The 18,367-nt window shown below is 67.6% G+C and carries 16 protein-coding genes; 8 read left to right on the plus strand and 8 right to left on the minus strand.

The features are described 5' to 3' along the window. Nucleotides 1-120 precede the first annotated feature (120 nt). Nucleotides 121-978 (plus strand): CPBP family intramembrane glutamic endopeptidase, encoded by an 858-nt coding sequence (locus tag AQ611_RS07125; RefSeq protein ID WP_231935915.1) that lies wholly within the window; start codon nt 121-123, stop codon nt 976-978. 122 nt (nt 979-1,100) lie between these two features. Here AQ611_RS07125 and AQ611_RS07130 read toward each other — a convergent pair whose 3' ends face one another. Beyond that, nucleotides 1,101-1,610: a GAF domain-containing protein gene (locus tag AQ611_RS07130; RefSeq protein WP_059519223.1), complete on the minus strand. Its 510-nt coding sequence runs from the start codon at nt 1,608-1,610 to the stop codon at nt 1,101-1,103. Nucleotides 1,611-1,744: 134 nt separating this feature from the next. Between AQ611_RS07130 and AQ611_RS07135 the strand changes: the two genes are divergently transcribed. Continuing rightward, complete coding sequence (locus tag AQ611_RS07135; protein ID WP_069235178.1) at nt 1,745-2,251, plus strand: GNAT family N-acetyltransferase; 507 nt, start codon at nt 1,745-1,747, stop codon at nt 2,249-2,251. Nucleotides 2,252-2,444: 193 nt separating this feature from the next. On the opposite strand, the gene AQ611_RS07140 is transcribed toward AQ611_RS07135, so the two are convergent. Genes AQ611_RS07140 through AQ611_RS07150 form a run of 3 tightly spaced genes read right to left on the minus strand, consistent with a single transcriptional unit; the run spans nt 2,445 to nt 4,479 of the window. Beyond that, nucleotides 2,445-3,323, minus strand: coding sequence for a cytochrome c oxidase assembly protein (locus AQ611_RS07140; protein ID WP_059519227.1), 879 nt, complete (start codon nt 3,321-3,323; stop codon nt 2,445-2,447). Between the two features lie 17 nt (nt 3,324-3,340). Beyond that, nucleotides 3,341-3,787, minus strand: a complete 447-nt coding sequence (locus AQ611_RS07145) for a copper chaperone PCu(A)C (RefSeq protein WP_059519229.1) — start codon at nt 3,785-3,787, stop codon at nt 3,341-3,343. A 26-nt stretch (nt 3,788-3,813) separates the two neighbouring features. Next, nucleotides 3,814-4,479, minus strand: a complete 666-nt coding sequence (locus AQ611_RS07150; RefSeq protein WP_069235179.1) for an SCO family protein — start codon at nt 4,477-4,479, stop codon at nt 3,814-3,816. 397 nt (nt 4,480-4,876) lie between these two features. Between AQ611_RS07150 and otsB the strand changes: the two genes are divergently transcribed. Beyond that, nucleotides 4,877-5,686 (plus strand): trehalose-phosphatase, encoded by an 810-nt coding sequence (otsB, locus tag AQ611_RS07155; protein WP_082712029.1) that lies wholly within the window; start codon nt 4,877-4,879, stop codon nt 5,684-5,686. Then, the gene (gene otsA, locus AQ611_RS07160) at nt 5,683-7,083 is read left to right on the plus strand and encodes an alpha,alpha-trehalose-phosphate synthase (UDP-forming) (RefSeq protein WP_059519231.1); all 1,401 of its coding nucleotides are present in this window, start codon (nt 5,683-5,685) and stop codon (nt 7,081-7,083) included. Before otsB ends, otsA begins: the two co-directional genes overlap by 4 nt. A gap of 119 nt (nt 7,084-7,202) precedes the next feature. Here otsA and AQ611_RS07165 read toward each other — a convergent pair whose 3' ends face one another. Continuing rightward, nucleotides 7,203-9,044, minus strand: coding sequence for an ABC transporter ATP-binding protein (locus AQ611_RS07165; RefSeq protein ID WP_059519233.1), 1,842 nt, complete (start codon nt 9,042-9,044; stop codon nt 7,203-7,205). Nucleotides 9,045-9,507: 463 nt separating this feature from the next. On the opposite strand from AQ611_RS07165, the gene AQ611_RS07170 reads away from it, so the two are divergent. The 3 genes from AQ611_RS07170 to AQ611_RS07180 all read left to right on the plus strand — a co-directional run bounded on the left by AQ611_RS07170 (nt 9,508) and on the right by AQ611_RS07180 (nt 12,596). Further along, complete coding sequence (locus AQ611_RS07170; protein WP_069234094.1) at nt 9,508-10,572, plus strand: glycosyltransferase family 4 protein; 1,065 nt, start codon at nt 9,508-9,510, stop codon at nt 10,570-10,572. Nucleotides 10,573-10,977: 405 nt separating this feature from the next. After that, nucleotides 10,978-12,072 carry a hypothetical protein gene (locus tag AQ611_RS07175; RefSeq protein ID WP_069234095.1) on the plus strand — a complete coding sequence of 365 codons (1,095 nt, stop codon included), beginning with the start codon at nt 10,978-10,980 and terminating at the stop codon, nt 12,070-12,072. Nucleotides 12,073-12,134: 62 nt separating this feature from the next. After that, nucleotides 12,135-12,596, plus strand: coding sequence for a DUF2214 family protein (locus AQ611_RS07180; RefSeq protein WP_083237260.1), 462 nt, complete (start codon nt 12,135-12,137; stop codon nt 12,594-12,596). Between the two features lie 199 nt (nt 12,597-12,795). On the opposite strand, the gene AQ611_RS07185 is transcribed toward AQ611_RS07180, so the two are convergent. Together AQ611_RS07185 and AQ611_RS07190 are read right to left on the minus strand one after the other, a co-directional pair. After that, a complete protein-coding gene (locus tag AQ611_RS07185) occupies nt 12,796-13,968 on the minus strand; it encodes an NAD(P)/FAD-dependent oxidoreductase (protein WP_069234096.1) in 1,173 nt (390 codons plus the stop codon). 60 nt (nt 13,969-14,028) lie between these two features. Continuing rightward, nucleotides 14,029-15,186 (minus strand): branched-chain amino acid ABC transporter substrate-binding protein, encoded by a 1,158-nt coding sequence (locus AQ611_RS07190; protein WP_069234097.1) that lies wholly within the window; start codon nt 15,184-15,186, stop codon nt 14,029-14,031. Between the two features lie 685 nt (nt 15,187-15,871). Between AQ611_RS07190 and AQ611_RS24540 the strand changes: the two genes are divergently transcribed. Beyond that, complete coding sequence (locus AQ611_RS24540; RefSeq protein WP_156789215.1) at nt 15,872-16,162, plus strand: hypothetical protein; 291 nt, start codon at nt 15,872-15,874, stop codon at nt 16,160-16,162. On the opposite strand, the gene AQ611_RS07205 is transcribed toward AQ611_RS24540, so the two are convergent. Next, a complete protein-coding gene (locus tag AQ611_RS07205) occupies nt 16,108-18,204 on the minus strand; it encodes a phosphocholine-specific phospholipase C (protein WP_069234100.1) in 2,097 nt (698 codons plus the stop codon). The two genes, AQ611_RS24540 and AQ611_RS07205, sit on opposite strands and share 55 nt — an antisense overlap. Between the last annotated feature and the right edge of the window lie 163 nt (nt 18,205-18,367).

The raw sequence follows: 18,367 nt of genomic DNA on the forward strand, positions 1-18,367 counted from the left end.
AAAGCCCACATGCACCCACCCGTCAACGAATCACGGCAGCCCGTATCGTCGCCGTGCGCGATGCGGCGCAGGCTGCGTCGGATCGTCTTTGGCCCGCACGGCATTCGCGCCGGGTGGGGCGTGTTGCTGTTCGTAGCGATCTTTGCGCTGTGCATCGGCGCGATGGCGTTCGTCGCGCGCCGGCTGATGCCGATGCCGCATGACGACGGCTCATTGTCCGTTGCCGCCGGTTTCGGGATGGAGTGCATGCAATTGGCGGCCGTCGCCATTGCGACGGCCGTGCTCGCGAAATGCGAGCGGCGCTCGCCGTTCTCGTTCGGCCTGCAGGGCTGCGCTCGTGTTCGCCGCCTGTTGTTCGGCGTCGGCTACGGCTTCGTCGCGATTTCGTGTCTCGTTCTCGTGCTGTCGTATGCGGGCTATTTGAGGCTCGATGCGCCGTCGTTGCACGGCGGCCGTACTTGGGTCTATGCGGGGGTCTGGGGGGCGTCGTTCATGATGACCGGCCTCTTCGAGGAAACGCTGTTGCGCGGTTATTTGCAGTACACGCTGACGCGCTGGATCGGGTTCTGGTGGAGCGCCGTATTGCTGTCCGCGTTGTTCGGCGCGATGCATGCGCTGAGTTCGGCCGAAACGGCGGCCGGGCTCGTGTCGGCGGCGCTGTTCGGCGTCGTTTTTTGCTTGTCGCTCTGGTATACGGGCTCGCTGTGGTGGGCGATCGGCTTCCATGCGGCGTGGGATTGGGGCGAATCGTATTTTTACGGCGCGGCGGACAGCGGCCGGCTCGTCGAGGGCGTGCTGTTCACCGCGCATCCGGTTGGCAACGCATGGTTGAGCGGCGGGGCTGCCGGCCCCGAAGGCAGCTTGCTCGTGTTCGTGGTGCTCGCGGTGATGGCCGTTGCGATGCGTGCGTGGTGGGGGCGCCGCCATGTGCGTTCGCCGTTCGCAGACAAACAGCGGCTCGCGCCGGACAGGCGTTGAGCAGCGGGCGCGGTTGCGTCGTGCCCGCTGCGCTCGGGCAGCTACGAATCGCACTCACGCGATGCGCGGGCTATGCCCGCCACGTGCCAGGCATGCATCGGTGGGCTCGTTGGCGCGCTCGTTCAGCGGCGCTCGGCGTGCCGCGCCCACGCGAGTTCGACGAACACCTCGCATAGCGCTTCCATGCCGTTCGCATCGTCGTCATCGAAGCGCGCGACATGCGGGCTATCGACATCCCATACTCCGATCAGCGTGCCGTCGCGTGCGACGAGCGGCACGACGATTTCCGACTGAGTCGCCGAATCGCAGGCGATATGGCCGGCAAACGCATGTACGTCGCGCACGACTTGCGTGCGGCGGGCCTGCGCGGCGGTGCCGCATACGCCTTTGCCGAGCGCAATGCGCACGCACGCCGGTTTGCCCTGAAATGGCCCGACGACCAGTTCGCGGCCGTCGTAAAAATAGAAGCCGGCCCAGTTCAGCCCGTCGAGCGAGTGGTAGACGAGCGACGAGAAATTCGCCGCGTTGGCAACGATATCGGTTTCCGCTTCGATCAACGCGCGCGCCTGTTGCGCGAGTGTGGCGTACAGCGCGGGTTTCGACGTTGGAAGCGCTTCAGAAAGTTGGAACATGGTCAATCGGGATCAGCATGAACGAGCCGGGTAAAACGGCAATTTATCTAGTTTACGGGAAATTCGGCGTCGAGCCGGGGCATAATCGGAATCCGCGCACGCATTGTTTCATTCGGACATTCGGAAGTCAGATCATGCCTCTATCTCCGCACCCCGGTTCCTCGTCGACTGCCGCTTCCCAGCCTCCCGCACTGCTCGAATGGCGCTGGAAGCCGTTCGATGCGCTCACGCCGCATGAAATCTACGCGATTCTCGCCGCGCGCAACGCGGTGTTCATCGTCGAGCAGCACTGCGTGTACGGCGACGTCGACGGCGTGGACCAGAAGGCATGGCATCTCGGCGGATACGATGAGGCCGGCCGTCTCGCATGCTATGTGCGGGTGTGGCTGTCCGATGCGCCGGAGCCGGACGTGCTGATCGGCCGCGTGCTGACGACGCAGCCGTTTCGCGGCATGGGCGTCGGCAACGCGATGCTCGGGACCGTGCTCGAGCGCATTCGCGAGCAATGGCCGAATCGACCGATCAGCCTGCATGCACAGGCGCATTTGCAGGCGTTCTATCGCGCGTTCGGTTTCGCGCCGAGTTCGGACGTGCATGACGAGGACGGCATCGCGCACGTGTGGATGCGGCTGCCCGCATGACGAGCGGCGGCACACGGGCCGCGCGCGCTGGGGCGGGTGGCGGCCCGATCCTCGCCGAAGCTTCTTTGGTGGCCGGCCGCGCGCTGGCGGGCTGCTTGTCCCTCGTTTGCTGTTTGCCGATCGTCCGTGGGGACCGCCGGCCGCGCGGCGCGTAACGGTTGTTCGTTCCGATACGGACGCGCGGCTTGCCGCGTCACGGCGCCGGGCGGGCGGTGCGCGAGCGCCGTGGCGGCATGTCGGCGCGGGCAAGCCGTTCGTCGCGCAAACGGCCGCGCGCCGATAGACGCAGCCAATGACGCAGCGCGATCAGCGCGCCGATCACGCTCATCATCGAGCCGGGAATCCACAGCAGCAGCCCGCCGATCTGTTGGTCGCGCAGCGGGCTCAACCAGGTGAATGCCCGTCCGCAGATCGAATAGATCGGATACAGCTCGCGCGGCGTGAAAAAAATCAGCGCGCCGAGCGCGATCTGCGGCACGATCGCGGCGACCACGACCAAGATCCGGCGGCCGGGCGCGAGCCGCGCGGGCGGCGCGGGGCGGGGATCGACGACGAGCCACCAGAACAGCAACCCGTCGATCACCATGCTCCAGTTCATCACGCGATAGAGCCGCCAGTCGAGCATCGCGACGAAGTGGATCGGTGACAGCAGCCAGAAATAGATCAGTCCGACGAACAGCACGACCGCGACGACCGGATGAAATACGACGTCGAGCGTCGCGCGCACGAACGGCTGCGCGAATGCGGGGCGCACGAAGCGGCGGCGCCACGCGAGCGGCATGCCGGCGCGGATCGCCGCGCCCGGATACGACAGCGCGATGAAGAACGGCCCGAGATGATGCAGCACCAGATGCTGCGCACGATGCATGAAGAACTCGTGCTCGAAGAAGTAGTCGAGCCGCGTGTGCAGCGCGACGTAAAGCGCGGCGAGCCCGAACCAGAACGACACGCGCCGCGATGTCGATACGCGGGCCTTGCGCGCGCCGCGCGCGAACAGCACGGCCGCGGCGAGCACGGCGATCACGACCGTCGGAGAGGGCTCCCACGGTTCCAGCCAATACAGCAGATTCATCGCGCGCCGCCCGGTGGTTACTGAGCCGTGGCAGGCGCTTTCACGGCGAACGGCGTATCGAGTTTCTCGCCGTCCGAGAATTCGAGGCGCAGGTGCACGGTATCGCCTGGCTTGATCGCGTGCTTGGGCTCCTCGAGCATCAGGTGATAGCCGCCCGGCGCGATATCGACCTTGCCGTGCGCGGGGATCGTCAGCTTGTCGACCATTTCCATCTTTTGCGTCGAGCCGTTCGACACGGTCCGGTGCAGCATCACCATCCCGTAGTCGGGGCTGTCGACGTCGACCAGATCGACCGGCTTGTCGCCGGTGTTGACGAGCGTCACGTAGCCGGCGGCCGGCAGCTTGTTCGGCAGCCAGCGCAGCCACGCGTTCTGCGCGGCGATCGGTGCGGGGCCGGCGGCGGCTGCATGCAGGCTGAGCGAGAGCGCGGCGAGCGTGACGACGGATTTCAGTTTCGAGTTCATAGGCGGGACGGTGAGTGAGTTCCGGTTCAGGAACGGCGGTCGATGATCCGGCGCAGATCGGCGGCGATCGCGTCGGGGGAATCCTGATCGGTCGCGAGCAGGCGTGCTCGGCCTTGCGCGTCGAATACATAGACGGCGGAGCTGTGCGTGACTTCGTAGCCGCCGCGCGGATCGCGCTTTTCCATCTGGTACGCGACGCGATAACGCTTGGCGAGCTGCTCGATCTGCCGCTCGCTGCCGGTGAGGCCATAGGCGTGCTCGGCGTCGAATGCGCCGACATAGTCGCGCATGGCGGCGGGCGTGTCGCGCGCCGGATCGACCGACACGAACAGGATGCGCACGTCGCGCGCGCCGGGGCCGAGCAGCGCGAGCACTTGCATCAGCCGTGCCATCGTGGCCGGGCAGACGTCCGGGCAATGCGTGTAGCCGAAGTAGACGAGGGCGGCGCGGCCGCGGAACGCGGCTGCGTCGATAGGCTTGCCGTCCTCGCCCGTCAGTGAGAACGTCAGGTCGGGCAGGTGGCCGGTGACGTTCGTCAGGCGCCACGGCTCGCCGCCCGGCGAGCAGGCGGCGAGCGCGAGCGCCGCCACGCATGCGCCGGCAATGCCCGCGATACGCGGGCGTCGCGTCGTGGCGGGTGCCGCGACGCGGCGGCGCGGCGTGAAAAATGCAAACGGCAGCGGAAGCGGCATCGGCAAATCCGGTTCGAATCGATTTCGTGCGCGACGGCGGTGGGCGGGCAGCGCTTCAGACGACGGCCGGCGGCGCGGGCTACTGTGGCGCGCCGTGCGTTGCCACGAGCACACGGCAGCGCTCAATCGCGGCTTTTGCCGTATCGCGGGCTGGGCCGCCATCTCGAAAACCACCGCGGCGAATGCGGCACGGTCTGCGGCGGACGGGCCGGCGAAGCCCGCGCGGAGCGCGCTCGGCGGTTGCGACTGTAGCGCAATTTGATCGGGATCGTCTTTTCGAAATGCGGGGGGCGCGCCGAAGCGGGGCAAAATGTCGCAGTGCCGCGTGTGTGCCGGAGCATCGGCGGCCGGCGGTTGCCGCCGCGCTTTTTTCATCGCGCGGGTAAGGCGCGGTAAGATGCGCACATTCGCACGGCGGGCGCGCCCGCCGGCGGCCATTCTGATCAGCGAATCGATGCAATCCGTTCCGGCTTCCGTTCCTTTTACCCGTACCGCGTTCTTCTTCGATTTCGACGGCACGCTCGTCGATCTTGCGCCCACGCCCGACTCGATCCACGTGCCGCCCGATCTGCCCGCGCTTGTCGACACGCTGCGGCGCCTGTCGCACGGCGCGGTCGCGATCGTATCGGGACGCGGAATCGACAGTATCGATGCGTTCCTGAACCTGCCCGATCTGCCCGTCGCCGGCCTGCACGGCGCGGAGCGGCGCGACGCGAACGGCGATACTCAGCGCATCGGCTTCGACGATCCGCGCCTGCTGCGCATCGAGCGCGAACTCGCGGCGCTGGTCGACCGCCATCCGGGGATGCTGCTCGAAATCAAGGGCGCGGCGCTCGCGCTGCATTTCCGGAATGCGCCGGAGCGCGAAGGCGTCGCGCGCGCGGCGCTCGAACGGTTCGTCGACGACTATCCGGACGCCTACGTGCTGCAACCGGGCAAGATGGTGTTCGAGATCAAACCGAAGGGCGTCGACAAAGGGCGCGCGGTGGCGGCGTTCTTGAACGAGCCGCCGTTCGCCGGCCGCATGCCGGTGTTCGCGGGCGACGATCTGACCGACGAACAGGGCTTCGCGGTCGTCAACGCATGCGGCGGGCTGTCGATCAAGGTCGGCGCGGGCGATACGATGGCGCGCGCGCGGATCGACTCGGTCGCCGCGCTGCGCGCGCAGCTCAAGCGCTGGATCGACGCGGAGCGCGCGCCGGCATGAGCCGTCTGATCATCGTGTCGAATCGCGTCGCGCCGATCTCGGAAGGGGAGCCCGCGGCGGGGGGGCTGGCGATCGGCGTCTACGACGCGCTGCGGGAAACGGGCGGGATGTGGTTCGGCTGGAGCGGCGAGGTCGTCGCGTCGGGCGCGCCGCAGATCCGCATCGACGAGCACGGGCCCGTGACGTTCGCGACGATCGGCCTCGCGCGGCGCGATTACGATCAGTACTACCGGGGATTCTCGAACGCGACGCTCTGGCCCGCGTTCCATTACCGCACGGATCTGATCCAGTACGACCGCCACGAATTCGACGGCTACGCGCGCGTGAACGTGTGGCTCGCGCGGCAACTCGTGCCGCTGCTGCGCGACGACGACGTGATCTGGGTCCACGACTATCACCTGATTCCGTTCGCGCAGGCGCTGCGCGCGGCGGGCGTCGCGAACCGGATCGGTTTTTTTCTGCATATTCCGTTTCCGGCCGCGCAGGTGCTCGTCAACGTGCCGCCGCACCGCGAGCTGGTCGAGGCGCTGTGCTCGTTCGATCTGCTCGGCTTTCAGACCCGGGTCGACCTGCGGGCGTTTTGCGATTACGTCGAATCCGAGGCGGGCGGCGAGGTCGAGCGCCGCGCGACGGGCCCGGCGATTGTGCGCGCGTTCGGGCGCACGCTGCGCGCGAACGCCTATCCGATCGGCGTCTACCCGGACGAGATCGCCGCGCTCGCAAAGGCGGGCGAGAACGGCCGCGCGGTGCGTTCGCTCGCCGCGTCGCTGCGCGGGCGCCAGCTCGTGATGAGCGTCGACCGGCTCGACTATTCGAAAGGGCTCGTCGAACGCTTTCGCGCGTTCGAGAAGCTGCTCGAGCATGAGGCGTCGTTCCGCAATCGGGTGTCGTTTTTGCAGATCGCGCCGTCGACGCGCGCCGATTTGCGCGCGTATCAAGACATGCGCCGGCAGCTCGAGGGCGAGTCCGGGCGGATCAACGGGCGTTTCGCGGAACTCGACTGGGCACCGATTCTGTATATCCACCGGCAGTACGAGCGGCCGGTGCTCGCCGCGCTATACCGGCTCGCGCGCGTCGGCTACGTGACGCCGTTGCGCGACGGGATGAATCTCGTCGCGAAGGAGTATGTGTCCGCGCAGAATCCGGACGATCCCGGCGTGCTCGTGCTGTCGCGTTTTGCCGGCGCGGCGTGCGAACTCGACGGCGCGCTCGTCGTCAATCCGATCGATATTGCGGGGATGGCCGATGCGCTCGCGCGCGCGCTGTCGATGCCGCTCGCCGAGCGGCGCGCGCGTCATGCGGACATGCTCGCGCGGCTGCGCGAGAACAACGTGTCGGTCTGGCGGGACAATTTTCTGCGCGATCTGTCGCGCACGGGCGCGGACGGCGCTGCCTGACGGCGTTTGCGCGGCGCTGGCGCAACCTGCCGCCGGCCCGGCGGAAGCGGCGCGGGTATCGCAGGCCCGTGCAGTATGGCTGCCGCGCAATGCGCGAAACTCGGCGCGGCGCGCGGCTTTTACGCGACCCGTTCGCCGTCCGCCGAAGGCGCGTTGCCGCTCCCGGCGGCGGGCGCATGCCGCCCATGCTGCTTGGCGAGCAGATCGCGATAGAGGCCCGGGCGGTTGCGCAGCACGTCGGGGCTGCCGTCGTCGATCACCTTGCCCGAACTCATCACGATGATCCGGTCGAAGTTGCGCAGCGTCGACAACCGGTGCGCGATCGCGATGACCGTGCGGCCCGTCATCAGCCGGTCGAGCGCGGCCTGGATCGCCTCTTCGGACGCGCTGTCGAGCGCCGAGGTCGCCTCGTCGAGCAACAGGATCGGCGCGTCCTTCAAGATCGCGCGCGCGATCGCGATCCGCTGCCGCTGGCCGCCGGAGAGTTTCACGCCGCGATCGCCGACGATCGTCTCGAAGCCTTCCGGCAGCGCCTCGATAAACTCGGTGCAGCGCGCGTCGCGCGCGGCGGCCAGCACTTCCTCGTGCGTCGCGTCGGGACGGCCGTATGCGATGTTGTCGTAAATCGAGCGGTGGAACAGCGAGATGTCCTGCGGCACGAGCGCGATCGATTGACGCAGGCTGTCCTGCGTGATCGACGCGAGATCCTGGCCGTCGACCTTGATCGTTCCTTTCTGTACGTCGTAAAAGCGTTGCAGCAGCGCGAGCACGGTGGATTTGCCCGCGCCCGATTTGCCGATCAGGCCGACGCGCTGGCCTGCCGCGATGTGCAGGTCGAAGTGGTCGAGAATCGGCCGGCGGTGCGGGTACGCGAACGTCACGCGCTCGAAGTCGACGCGCCCGCCCTTCGGCGCGAGCGCGACCGCGTCGGAACGGTCGGGCATGCCGTGCGGCTCGAGCAGGGTCTGCACCGCTTCGGCCAGCCGTGCGACATGCTGCGTGACGTCGACGAGCGCGACGGCGAGATCGCGCGTGCCGTGCAGGATCGTAAAGCCGAGCGAGCTGACGAGCACGATGTCGCCGGACGTCGCGCGCCCCTGGTTCCACAGCCACAGCGCCCAGCCGAGCAGGCCCGCCGACAGCATCGCGGTGATCACCGCATGCAGGAGCCGCAGCTTCTCGAGATAGAGCAGGCTTTGCTGGCGCGCATCCATTTCGGCCTTGACGGTGGCGGCAAAGCGCTTTTGCTCGCGCAGCGTCATGCCGAACGCGCGCACGAGCCCCATGTTGCCGATCACGTCGACGAGTTCGCCGTCGACGGCCGCCGCCTTCGACGCGAACCGGTGATGGCGCACCGAGCCGCGCTTGGCGAGCCTGAACAGCACGACGGCGAGCACGGCCGAGCACGACAGCAGGCCGAGCGCCATCTGCGGATTGACGACGATGATCATCAGGATCGCGCCGAGCACGGCGATGCACGGCGGCAGCACGTTCCACGCCATCGTGTTCTCGGCCGTATAGATCGCGTTCGACGTTGCGGTGATCCGGCTCGCGAGCGTGCCGGGCTGCTTCTCCGCGTAATAAGTCTGCGAGTGGCCGCTCAGATATTGAAACAGGTCGCGGCGCAGATCGCCGGTGACCGCGACGAACGTGTGCGCGGCCACCCAGCCGCCGACGCGCCACATCAGGTTATCCGCAGCGATCAGGCCGACGAGGAGCGCGAACGCGCTCCATAGCGGGCCCGGATGATTGCGCCCGGCCGCGAGCACGTCGATCAGGTGCTTGATCGCGTACTGCGAGCCGAGCGCGCAGCCGACCGCCGTGAGCACGCTCGCGAGCACGACGATATGCGCGACCGGATGCATCCGGATGTAGCGCATCAGGAACGCGAGCGGGCGCTGCGCGTAGCTCGCGAGCTTCGCGTTGTGGGCATTGCGTTGAGCGGGAGTGAGAGCTTCCAAAATCAATGCGTGTGGAGAAACGAGGGTTGAGTGTCGCGTGTTGGCCGCCGTGCCGCAAATGGTTCGGAATTTGTCCAAAAAGCGGGCATGAACGAGCGGGCGAAAGTCGGCATTGTAAACAAGCCGACGGATGCGTTGCGCCTGGCCGGTGGCACGCGCGGGGATGCAATGCGTTTTAGGATAAAATCTCCGGTTTGGCAGCGGAACCGGACACAATTACTCTAAAGTGGTCTGTTGGTTTGAAGATCGACAAAATGTTGCATCTTTGTAACAACGTAAAGAGTTTGAAATGCCGCGCGTCGGCCCGCGCGCGATCATCGATAATCCCATCCGGGTTTGCCCTTATCCGGCACTGTTTTACGGAAACCTGTCAACGGATTGACCGCTGAACCGTTATACGCGCGGTGTAATCGATCCGCGGCAGCTTTGCTCTGTTTCTTGCCGATTTTTTTAGGAGGTACGCATGCGAATCGCTCAAATCGCTCCGTTGCACGAAGCGGTTCCCCCGAAACTGTACGGCGGTACCGAACGGGTGGTGTCCTATCTGACCGAAGCGCTCGTCGAGATGGGACATGACGTCACGCTGTTCGCGAGCGGCGATTCGCAGACCTCCGCGAAGCTCGAGGCGGTGTGGCCGCAGGCGCTGCGCCTCGATCCGACGATTCGCGACGTGATGGCGCCGCACATGCTGCTGCTCGAGCAAGTGCGCCGCCGCGCGGACGAATTCGACGTGCTGCACTTCCATATCGACTATTACCCGTTCTCGCTGTTCTCGCGCCAGCCGGTGCCGCATCTGACGACGCTGCACGGCCGCCTGGATCTGCCGGAACTGCAGCCGATCTTCAATACGTTCGACAACGTGCCGGTGGTGTCGATCTCTGACAACCAGCGCATGCCGCTGCAACAGGCGAACTGGCTGTCGACCGTCCATCACGGCCTGCCCGAGAACCTGCTGAAGCCGCTGCCCGGCGTGAAGCCGAGCTACCTCGCGTTCCTCGGCCGCATCTCGCCGGAAAAACGCGTCGATACGGCGATCCGGATCGCCGAGCAAGCGGGCATGCCGATCAAGATCGCGGCGAAGCTCGACAAGGCGGACCGTGCGTACTACGAAGAGAAGATCAAGCCACTGTTCTCGCTGCCGCACGTCGAGTATATCGGCGAGATCAGCGAGGCCGAGAAGGCCGAATTCCTCGGCAATGCGCATGCGCTGCTGTTTCCGATCGATTGGCCGGAGCCGTTCGGTCTCGTGATGATCGAGGCGATGGCGTGCGGCACGCCCGTGATCGCGTTCAAGCGCGGCTCGGTGCCCGAGGTGATCGAAAACGGTGTATCCGGCTTTGTCGTCGAGGACGAGCTGTCGGCGGTCGCCGCGGTCAAGCGCCTGTCGACGCTGCCGCGCGAGCGCGTGCGCGCGGCGTTCGACGCGCGCTTCACGTCGAAGGTGATGGCGCGTAATTATGTGAAGGGTTACGAAGAGCTGCTGCGCCAGAAACGCCGCACGGTGCTGCGCGAAGTCAGCGCAGGCTGACGCGCGCGTCGTCGCGCGGCGCTTGCATGCGTCGTGGCGCCTGACATCGATGGATGCCCCGCCGGGCTTGGTCCGGCGGGGCATCGTGCATTTCGGCGGGCGGTTTTTCCGCCATTCGGCGTGCCGACGGGCATCCCAGATGCTATGGCGCATCCCGAGGCGGCGCGGGCCTCGCGCGCGAGGCCAGCGGTGCCGATTGCGCGCCGCCGTGGCGGCCCGCGTCGCCGGGCCGCCGGCATTGACACGCGTTGCCGCCGATCTGTTGTATCCGCGCCGCGCCGCCACGGCGGGAATCGCCGCAAACCTGCGATTTGCCACCTGCTGGCGTCAGCCTGACAAGCAATGTCCCTATAATGGCCGTGCCGTAAAATCCCGCCCCGGCAGGGCCGTCATGAGGAGAAAGTTTTGGCGAGAACGAAAACCACGCGCGCGACACCGGCTCCCGGCTCGGGGACCATTTTCGCGTTGCGAGCCATCGGTCTCGTGTTCCTCGCCCGGTGGCTCTTCTCGATGTCGCTGATGGGATACCGCGCATCGCTGTCGGCGATGGCGTCCTCGCCGTGGGCGTGCATCAACGTCGTCCTGATTTTCCTGCTGCTCGTTCTTCCCGGCGCGCAAGCGCGCGCCGAGCGTCCGTACCATCCGCTGCCGCAGTGGCTGCGCCAGGCGCTGCGCCTGTTCGCGCTGCTCGGCTTCGTGTTCGCCGCGTGGTCGGTGGGCGTGTTCGCGTGGGCGGCCGGCTGGCGGCGCGCGCTGCATGCGCTGGCTGTCAGCAACGGCTGGCTGCTTGCTGCGCCGGCGCTCTATGCGGCCGTCATCTGGATGTGCCGGCCGCGTGCGCTGTGGCGCACGAATGTCGCCGCGCGCCGGTTTGCGATCGGCCGCTATGCGATCGCGCTCGATGGGGTGACGCGCACCGTCGTCGTCTGGATGGAAAGCCGCAAGGTCGGCCAGTACGACGCACGCGAGCTGTCGGTTCGCTGGCCGGAGGCGGCCGGCGCCGCCGAGCGGCGGGGCGGCGCCCAAGGAATGTCGTCGCCCGCTGCGGGGGCGATGCCGGTTGCGACGGCGGCATCGGTTTTGATCGAGCGCGCGGCGCCAGGCGATGCGCGGGCTTCGCAACAGGGGGCGGCGTCGGACGGCGCATCGGGATTGGCCAGCACGCAGGCTTCGAGCGATGCGCGGCCTTCGGTTGAGACGCCGGTTTCCAGTGCGGTGCCGATCGCGGCCGCCGCGCCGAGCGATACGCCTGCGCCAAACGAAGCGCCGCCTCCGGCCAGCGCGCCGCGGCCCGTTTCGCCGGAACCAGCGCAGGCCCCGGCTGTGTCGGCCGCGAGGCCGGCCAGACGCGGATTCGCGCGGCCGAAGATCGAACTCGTTTGGGATTCGCCGGCCGCGGTCGGCCACAATCGCCAGCTCGTGCTGCGCACGCCGCTCGCGACCGAAGGCGATCGTATCGCGGCGCGCGCGCTCGACGCGTCGCTCAAGCAGATCGCGTAACGTATCGCGCGACGCGCTCGCCGCCGCTTGCGCGCTGCCCGCTTCCGACACCAGGAGGACCGATGCTGACCGTTCGATGGTTGCTGGCTGCCGTGCATCTGATTGCGTTCGGTTTTGCGCTGACGTCGATCGCCGCGCGCAACCGCGCGTTACGGCGTGTCGCGGCGTCCGCGCAGCGGGCCGATCTGCCCGGCGTGTTCAGCGCGGACGCGATTTGGGGCATTTGCGCGCTCGTGCTGATCGCGACAGGCGCCGTCCGCGCGTTCGGCGGCTTCGAGAAGGGTGGCGATTTCTACCTGCACGCGCCGCTCTTTCATCTGAAGATGGGCGCGCTCGCGCTGATTCTCGTGCTCGAGCTCATTCCGATGGTGGGGCTGATCCGTTGGCGTCTGACGTTGCGGCGCGGGTTGATGCCTGATCTGGGCCGCGCGCGCGCCTATGCGCGGATCGGCCACGTGCAGGCGGTGCTGATGATCGTGATGGTGTTTGCCGCGGCCGGGATGGCGCGCGGTGTTGGATTCTGACGCTGCGCGCCATCCCGATTTGCGATGCGTTGCGGGCGGTGGCGCATATCCACTGCACCGGCGCCTCAGCGTCCCACGCCCCCGCGCCCCCGCGCCCCCGCGCCCCCACGCCCCCACGCCCCCACGCCCCCACGCCCCCACGCCCCCACGCCCCCACGCCCCCACGCCCCCACGCCCCCACGCCTCCGCGCCCCGCGCGTCAGACGACGTTGCGCTCGACGATCGGCCGCCCCGCGAGTACGCGCTCGAAGCCGAACGGCGACAGGTCGAGCGATACATACCGCCCGTGCAGAATCCATTCCGCGACGCCGCGTCCCGCCGCCGGCCCCTGCTGCAACCCATGTCCGGAGAAGCCGTTCGCGAAGAGGCAATTGTCGAGGTCCGGATGCGGGCCGATGATCGCGTTTTGATCGAGCACGTTGTATTCGTAGTAGCCGGACCAGCTTCGCACGACCCTGAGCGCCTCGAACTGCGGCACGCGATGCGCGAGGATCGGCCAGATCAGCTCGTCGAACAGCGCGTGATCGACGTCTTCGAGCGGCAGATCGTCGAAATCGCGTTCGGCGGGCGGCGCCGCGCCGCAGAGGAACGACGCGCCCTCGGGCCGGAAGTAGACGCCGCTCGGATCGACGACGAGCGGGCAATGCGGCAGCTCGGCCGGCGAGGTGACGTTGAAGATGCTGCGGCGGCGCGCATGCACCGGCAGGTCGATGCCGACGAGTGCGGCGAGCGCGCGCGCCCACGGCCCGGCCGCGTTGACCATCACGTCGCAATCGTAGGCGCGGCCGTCGCCGGTCATCAATTGCCGCACGCGCCGCCCGTCGATCCGCGCGTGCGTCACGTCCGCGCGCACATATTGCGCGCCGAGCGCCTGCGCCTTCCTGCGCAGTGCCTGCACGAGCCCGTAGCCGTCGAACCAGCCTTCGCCGCGCTCGCCGAAGCAGCCCGACGCGAGATCGCCGGTATGAAGCCACGGGAACGCGGCGGCCAGCGCGTCGCGCGGCAGGTAGCGGATCTGCGCGCCGAGCGAGGTCTGCAGCGCGTGGTTGGCGCGTAGCGTCGCATCGCCGTCGGGCGTCGCGACGAACAGATAGCCGCCTTCGCGCAGGTCGACCGACGGCCGCTCGCCGTCCACTTCGAGCCGTTCGCCGATCGAGCGCAGAAACTCGATGCCGAACAGCGACATCCGCACCGACAGCGGCGTCGAGAACTGCTGCCGGATCGACGCCGCCGACAACGCGGACGACGCGCGCGCGTAGGTCGGGTCACGCTCGATGACGGTGACGGCGACGCTGGGGTCCATCGCGCGCAGATGGTAGGCGGTTGCGCTGCCGATCACGCCGCCGCCGACGATGACGACTTTCGAATGCATCGGATCTCCATTAAAAAGAAAACACGAACGGCGCACCGCGACGGGTGCGTGGCGCGTCTGTCAGCCGCCCTTCGTGACGATGGTCTGCCAGACGCCGTTTTTCACGCGGTACAGCGTCGACATGCCGCTTTTCAGCGAGCCGTCGCCGCTGAATGCGATGCGGCCCGTGATGCCGTCGAAGTCGATCTTGGCGAGCACGGGCCGCCAGCGCGCGGGCTCGGTCGAGCTTGCAGCCTGCATCGCCTTGATCGCGGCCCACGCCGCGTCGTAGCCGAATTGCGCATACGATAGTACGTCGACGCCGAAGCGTTGCTTGTAGCGGCGCTCGAAATCCTTGCCTTGCGGCAGTTGATCGAGCGGCCGGCCGTATTCCCACGCCATCGCGCCTTCCGCCGCGGAGCCGGCGATCTTGATGAATTCGGCATCGCGCACGCCGCCGCCGCCAACGAACTGCGCGCTCAGCCCCAACTGGCGCATCTGCTTGATGAAGTTCGCGGCAAGCGAATCGAGGCCGCCGAAGAACAGCAGGTCGACGTTCCTGCTCTTCAGGCTCGTGATCTGTGCGCGGAAATCGACCGCCTGATTGTTCGTGTATTCGCGCGCGACGATCGAGCCGCCCGCGGCTTTCACCGCGCGCTCGAATTCGTCGGCTTCGCCCTGGCCGAACGCCGTGCGGTCGTCGACGATCGCGATGCGCTTGGCCTTCGTGACCTCGACCGCGTAGCGGCCCGCGTTGCCCGCGTTCTGGCCGTCGGTCGCGATCACCATGAACACGTTCGCGAGCCCGCGCGACGCGATGACGGGATTGGTCGCGGCCGGATCGATGACGGGAATGCCCGCCTTGTCGTAAATGACCGACGCCGGGATCGTCGTGCCGGAATTGAAGTGGCCGACCACCGCCGACACTTGTTTGTCGACCAGGCTTTGCGCGGCCTGCACGCCGATGCGGGGATCGGCCTGATCGTCCTCGACGACGAGCTCGAAGCGCGCGGGCTTGCCGGCGATCTTGATCTGTTGCGCGCGGGCATCGTCGAGTGCGAGCTGCACGCCGTTTTGCAGGTCCTTGCCGTAGCCGGCATTGACGCCTGTGAGCGGCGCGGCGAAGCCGATTCGCACCGGCGTTTCGTCGGCGGCGCGCGCGGCGGCGAATGCGCTGAGCATGCCGCAAACGAGCGCGACGCGGCAGGCGGCCCAAGAGGGTGACGAGCGGAGTTTCATGTGGCTTCCTTGATGGCGATACATGAACGGGTAGCGCGGCGTGTACGCAGGCGCGATGCTTGCGGGCCGCCTGCCGTTGACGCGGGCGGCGCTCGCGATCTCTTTATAGGGAGCCAAATTGAGCGAGTCTTGTCGGTTTGGGACGCGCCGGATGCGGATTTGCGCACAAGGCGGGCTGTGGACGGGAAGCCGCGGCGTGTGGTGAGCGACGGCACGGTCGCGAAGGAAGGGGGGCAGGGCGGCGCAACTGCGATCGCGTGCGGCGGCGCGGCCTGGGCTGCACCGCGACGGACGATGCGCCGGCGGCGGCAGCGCGATCGAATGGCGGGACTTGGCGATCTATCGCGACGCCGCCGCGCGACGGCAGCTTGCATCGACTGCGAGCAACGACAACAAGCAACGGCCGCAAGCAATGGCAAGATGCCGGCGGAGCGATGCGGCAAAACCCGGCCGAGCCGTTCCACGCCGACGGTACGCACGGGTTGCGCTCCCGAAACGCAATGCGGCGACGCATACGGCAGTGTGCGTCGCCGCGACTGACCGGACTAGGCCGGGCGGATGGCGGTGGAAGGGCCAGCGCCGCGCTCCCGCGAGCGTGGCGATCGGCTAGCGCGATCTAGGACGAGAAATCGCGCGCGCGGATCGGCGCACACGCGCCGAGCGCCGGCTCGCACCCGCGCCCGCGGTGCGAGCCGCGCAAGCCGCCGCGCAAGCCGCCGCGCAAGCCGCCGCGCAAGCCGCCGCGCAAGCCGCCGCGCAAGCCGCCGCGCAAGCCGCCGCGCAAGCCGCCGCGCAAGCCGCCGCGCAAGCCGCCGCGCAAGCCGCCGCGCAAGCCGCCGCGCAAGCCGCCGCGCAAGCCGCCGCGCAAGCCGCCGCGCAAGCCGCCGCGCAAGCCGCCGTCAAAGCATCGCGCGCCGGCGCTTACGCCGTCGCGATCAGCGGATCGCTGGTGCTCGGCTGGCCCGTCTCGACGTGACCCGCGAAGCGGCGCAGGAAGCCGTTCGGGATGCCATCGGTGATCGACAGGTCGTACCAGTTATGGCTGCCGCGCAGATCCCAATAATCGTCGATCTGTTGGCCCGGCCTGAGTTCGTGCACGCGCGGGCTGCCGCCGTAGGCATTGGTCACCGTCAGGCGCACCGTCTTGCGTCCGCGGTTCGTCAGGCGCAGCGTGATATTGCCGTTCGCGACGTCGTAGCCGTAGATCACTTCCGGGTTCGCGGTGAGGCCGAGCGCGGCCGCCGTCGAGCCGCGGAATTGGCACAGGAAGCCGTTCGGGCCGTACACCGACAGGTCGTAGACGCTCAGCGTGAGCGCCGTGCTCCATTCGTCCGACAGCCGTTTGCCTGCTTCGACCGTGTATGCCCACGGGCCGTCGATGCGATTGGCGGCCGTGACCTGGAACGCCGCGCCGGCGCGGCCGCGGTTCGCGAAGGTCAGCTTGAACTTGCCGGTCGAGGTATCGATGCGGCCGAATACGAACAGCTCGTAGGGCAGCGCACGCGCGGCGCGCAGGCCCGCTTCCTGTTTCGGCAGCGATTGCGCGACGGGCGGCACGGGCACGTAGCTCGAATGGCGGTTGCGATCGGGCGGCGCATAGCCGCTCGTGTCGGGCAGCGTCGGCCAGCTCGCGTCGGGCGACGCGAAGTTGAACGCCGACGTCAGATCGCCGCACACCGCGCGCCGCCACGGCGACACATTGCCGGCCGTCGCGCCGAAGCGCTGTTCGAGGAATTGCAGCAGCGACGTGTGATCGAACGTCTGCGAGCAGACCCAGCCGCCCTTCGTCCACGGCGACACGACGAGCATCGGCACGCGCGGCCCGAGGCCGTAAGCGCCGGCCATGTGGGTGGCGTCGCCCGGATAGATCTCGTTGGTGGTCGCGACGCTCGACAGGCCGTTGTCGCGCGATTGCGGCGCGAACGGCGGCGCGACGTGATCGAAGAAGCCGTCGTTTTCGTCGTAGGTGATGAACAGCGCGGTCTTGCTCCACAGTTCCGGATTCGACGTCAGCGTCTTGAGCACCTGCTCGATGTACCACGCGCCATAGTTCGCGGGCCAGTTCGGATGCTCGGAATAGGCTTCCGGCGCGCAGATCCACGACACCTGCGGCAGCGTGCCGTTGGCCACATCGGCCTTGAGCACGTCGAACAGCGTGCCGCCCGCGCTGACATTGGTGCCGGTGCGCGCTTTCTCGTACAGGGAGCTGCCCGGCTGCGCGTTCTGGTATTGCTTGAAGTAAAGCAGCGAATTGTCGCCATAGTTGCCGATGTACGGGTTGTTCGTCCAACCCCACGAACCGGCTGCGTTCAGGCCGTTGCCGACGTCCTGATAGATCTTCCACGATACGCCCGCTTGTTCGAGCGCCTCCGGATACGTGCTCCAGCCGTAGCCCGCTTCCTCGTTGCCGAGCACGGGGCCGCCGCCCGTGCCGTCGTTGCCGACGTAGCCCGTCCACATGTAGTAGCGGTTCGGGTCGGTCGAGCTGGGAATCGAGCAGTGATACGCGTCGCAGATCGTGAAGGCATCGGCGAGTTGATAGTGGAACGGGATGTCGTTGCGCTCGAGGTAGGCCATCGTGGTCGTCCCTTTGTTCAGGACCCACTGGTCGCAACGGCCCTTGTTCAGCGCGCCGTGCGTGTCCTGCCAGCCGTGCGGCAGATCCTGGATGAACTGCATGCCAAGATTTTGCGCATCCGGATGGAACGGCAGCAGTTCCGCGAGCGGCAGCAATTGATTGGGCACCGGCTGATGGAATACCGATTTGCCGTTTTGCAGGATCAGCGCACGCGGATCGCCGAATCCCCGCACGCCGCGCAGCTTGCCGAAGTAATGGTCGAACGAGCGGTTCTCCTGCATCAGGATGACGACGTGCTCGATGTCGCGGATCGTGCCGGTCCGATAGTTGGCGGGGATCGCGAGCGCCTCGCGGATCACGGGCGGAAAAAGCTGCAGAGCGGCCGCGCCTGCCGTGCCGGCGGCGAGCCGCAGAAAATCGCGGCGATTCTGGGTGGTCATGTCGTGGCTTCCTGGATGGGGATGGGCAGCTTCGATGGTCTGCGTGATGGCGGTCGGCCGCGTGCGCCCTGCGTCGGGCGGCGCGCCGTTCTGGGTAGCGTGACGAATGGTGTGAGAAAACGGTGACACCGATATGAAAGCGGCGTCGGGAGGCGCTGCCGCC

The organism is Burkholderia singularis, from assembly GCF_001718875.1.
GTDB lineage: Bacteria > Pseudomonadota > Gammaproteobacteria > Burkholderiales > Burkholderiaceae > Burkholderia > Burkholderia singularis.